The organism is Ideonella sp. P3_A4 (genome assembly GCF_056403075.1).
In genome coordinates, this window is the sequence record NZ_JBFUGE010000627.1 from 1 (window position 1) to 3334 (window position 3334).

Sequence of the window (3334 nt, forward strand, 5' to 3'; positions counted from 1 at the left end):
GAGCTGCACCGCGAGGCCAATACGCTGGGCTCGAAATCGTCAGCGCTGGAGCTGACCGGCGTTGCGGTCGACATGAAGGTCGCGATCGAACAGATGCGCGAGCAGGTTCAAAACATCGAATAACCCGTTGGCATGGAAACTCCTGGCAACCTCTTCGTCGTCGCGGCCCCCAGCGGAGCCGGCAAGTCCAGCCTGGTCAAGGCCCTGCTGGAGCTGGATTCGCACCTGTCGGTGTCGATCTCGCACACCACCCGCCCGCCGCGCGGGCAGGAGCAGCACGGCCGCGAGTACTGGTTCATCTCGCCCGACGAATTCGCCGGCATGGTCGAGCGCGGCGAATTCTTCGAATGGGCCGAGGTACACGGCAACCGTTACGGCACCTCGCGGCTGGGCATCGAGGCCCGGTTGATGGCGGGCGAAGACGTGGTGCTCGAGATCGACTGGCAGGGCGCGCTGCAGATCAAGCAGCTGTTTCCCTTCGCGGTGCTGCTGTTCATCCTGCCGCCCAGCTGGAGCGAGCTGGAACAGCGGCTGCGCCGCCGCGGTGAGGACCAACCTGAGGTCATCACCACCCGGCTGGCGAATGCACGGGTCGAAGTAGCCCAGGCCCGCCACTTCGACTACGTTATAATCAATAGCTTGTTCGAGACGGCGCTTTTCGATATGAAAACTGTCGTTCACTCGCAGCGGTTGAAATATGCGGCCCAGCGCCGCGCCAAATCAACCGTCTTCGCGGCACTCAACCTCGATTGACCACCGCGCCTGCTTCCAACGAGAAACCATCATGGCCCGTATCACCGTCGAAGACTGCCTCGCCCGGATCCCCAACCGCTTCCAGCTGGTGTTGGCCGCGACCTACCGCGCCCGCATGCTGAGCCAGGGCCACGCGCCCAAGGTCGAATCGAAGAACAAGCCGGGCGTGACCGCCCTGCGCGAGATCGCTGCCGGCGAAGTCGGCATCGAGATGCTGCGCAAGGTCCCGACCTGACCTGCCGCTCACTGTATTTGCCATCAACGGGCGCCTTCATGGCGCCCGTTGTGCTTTTCTTGGTGCGTAATCCGCGAAAGCCCCGATAAGCCCCGATCCGGGGCATCCGGGTGACATAGGCTAAATTCCACGGATGGGTATTCGCTCGTTTGCCGCCGAACTGCTGCCGACCGCGCTGCAGGGGCGGCCGCGTGCGCCGGCCAATGTGTCGCCGCCCAGTGCCGAGGTCAGCACCTTCGCCGGCCTGTCGTCCAAGCTGGGCCACCTGCCCAAGGGCGAGCTGAAGTCGATCCGCGACGCCTACAAGTTCGCCGACGAAGCACATCTGGGCCAGTACCGCGCCAGTGGCGAGCCCTACATCACCCACCCCATCGCAGTGGCCGGCCTGGTGGCCGACTGGAAGCTGGACGCGCAGGCCATCATGGCCGCGCTGATGCACGACGCGATGGAGGACTGCGGCATCACCAAGACCGAGCTGATCGAGCGCTTCGGCGCGACGACGGCCGAGCTGGTCGATGGCCTCACGAAGCTGGACAAGCTGAACTTCTCGACGCGGGAAGAAGGCCAGGCGGAATCGTTCCGCAAGATGCTGCTGGCGATGTCACGCGACGTGCGCGTGATCCTCGTCAAGCTGGCCGACCGGCTGCACAACATGCGCACGATGAGTGCGATGAAGCCGGACAAGCGCTTCCGCATCGCGCGCGAGACACTGGACATCTACGCGCCGATCGCGCACCGCCTGGGCCTGAACCAGGTCTACCGCGAGCTGCAGGAGCTGTCGTTCACCTACCTCTTCCCATGGCGCCACGGCGCACTGGAAAAGGCGGTGCAGCGTGCCCGCGGTTATCGGCGCGACATCGTCTCGCGGGTGCAGAAAGACGTCACCAAGGCTTTTGCCGAGGCGCGCCTGAAGGTCGAGGTGAACGGGCGCGAGAAGACCGTTTACTCGATCTACCGCAAGATGCGCGAGAAGCACGCCGGCTTCGCGTCGGTGAACGACATCTTCGGCTTTCGCATCGTCGTCGCCACCCTGCCCGACTGCTACCTTGCGCTTGGCGTGCTGCACCAGCTCTACAAGCCGGTGCCCGGCCGCTTCAAGGACTACATCGCGATCCCGAAGGCCAACGGCTACCAGTCGCTGCACACCACGCTGGTCAGCCCGCTGGGCACGGCGGTCGAGTTCCAGATCCGTACCGAGGCGATGCACGCGGTGGCCGAGGCTGGTATCGCGGCGCACTGGCTGTACAAGGTCGGCACCAAGGGCGGTAACCCGTCTGACGTGGCGCAGCGCCTGGGCGCACTGTGGCTGAAGTCGCTGATCGACATCCAGGACGAAACGCGCGACGCGGGCGAGTTCCTCGAACACGTGAAGATCGACCTCGTCCCGGACGCGGTCTACGTCTTCACACCGATGAGCAAGATCCTGGCGCTGCCGCGCGGCGCGACGCCGGTCGACTTTGCCTACGCGATCCACTCGGACGTCGGCGACCACTGCGTCGCGGTCAAGATCAACAGCGAGCCGGCCACGCTGCGCTCTGAGCTGCGCTCGGGCGACGTGGTCGAGGTGATCACCGCGCCGAACGCCCGGCCCAACCCGGCTTGGCTGAACTTCGTGCGCACTGGCCGCGCGCGCTCGAAGATCCGCCACTACCTGAAGAACCTCGAGCAGGAAGAGTCGCAGGCACTGGGCGAGAAGATGCTGTCGCAGGCGCTACGGCTCGAAGGCTTGACGCTGCCGCCACTCGAGCCCGCCGGCGCGGAGACCCTCTGGCCCGGCGTGCTGCGCTGGAGCGGCAACCGCAGCCCGGCCGAGCTGATGACCGACATCGGCCTTGGCAAGAAGATCGCGACCATCGTCGCCAAGCGCATCGCGCAAGACCTGCACGAACAAGGCCACAAGCCGGACGCCGTGACGCTGAGCCTGAACCGCTACAGCAACACCGATGGCGAGACCATGCAAGGCCTGGTCGTCATCGACGGTGCCGAGGGTGCCAGCGTGACGATGGCACCGTGTTGCCGGCCGATCCCCGGCGACGCGATCGTCGGTTACCTGGGCCGAGGCGAGGGGTTGACCGTGCACACCTCCGACTGCCAAGTCGGCCAGCGCCTGTACGAGCGCGACCGCGAACGCTGGATGCAGGTCGAATGGGCCGAGGAGCCAACGCGCGCTTTCGAAACGCAGTTGCAGGTGCTGCTGCACAACGGCAAGGGCGCATTGGCGCAGGTTGCGCAGGCCGTGAGCCGCGCCGAGGCCGACATCACCCACATCGACATGGGCGACGAACGGCCGGGCGAGACGGCCGACATGAAGTTGCTGGTCAGCGTGCGCGACCGGCTGCACCTGGC

General features: G+C 65.7%; 4 protein-coding genes. All 4 read left to right on the forward strand.

Annotated features, from left to right (window positions below; translation table 11 throughout):
• A partial coding sequence (locus tag AC1DYI_RS30135; RefSeq protein ID WP_477207800.1) for an endoribonuclease YicC domain-containing protein occupies window positions 1-123 on the forward strand: 123 nt, incomplete at its 5' end.
• A gap of 9 nt (window positions 124-132) precedes the next feature.
• Window positions 133-753 carry a guanylate kinase gene (gmk, locus tag AC1DYI_RS30140; protein ID WP_477207798.1) on the forward strand — a complete coding sequence of 207 codons (621 nt, stop codon included), beginning with the start codon at window positions 133-135 and terminating at the stop codon, window positions 751-753.
• Window positions 754-784: 31 nt separating this feature from the next.
• Entirely contained in the window at window positions 785-988 is a 204-nt protein-coding gene (gene rpoZ / locus AC1DYI_RS30145) for a DNA-directed RNA polymerase subunit omega (RefSeq protein ID WP_329716746.1), read from the forward strand.
• 133 nt (window positions 989-1121) lie between these two features.
• The coding region (locus AC1DYI_RS30150) for a RelA/SpoT family protein (RefSeq protein WP_477207799.1) at window positions 1122-3334 on the forward strand (2213 nt) is incomplete at its 3' end.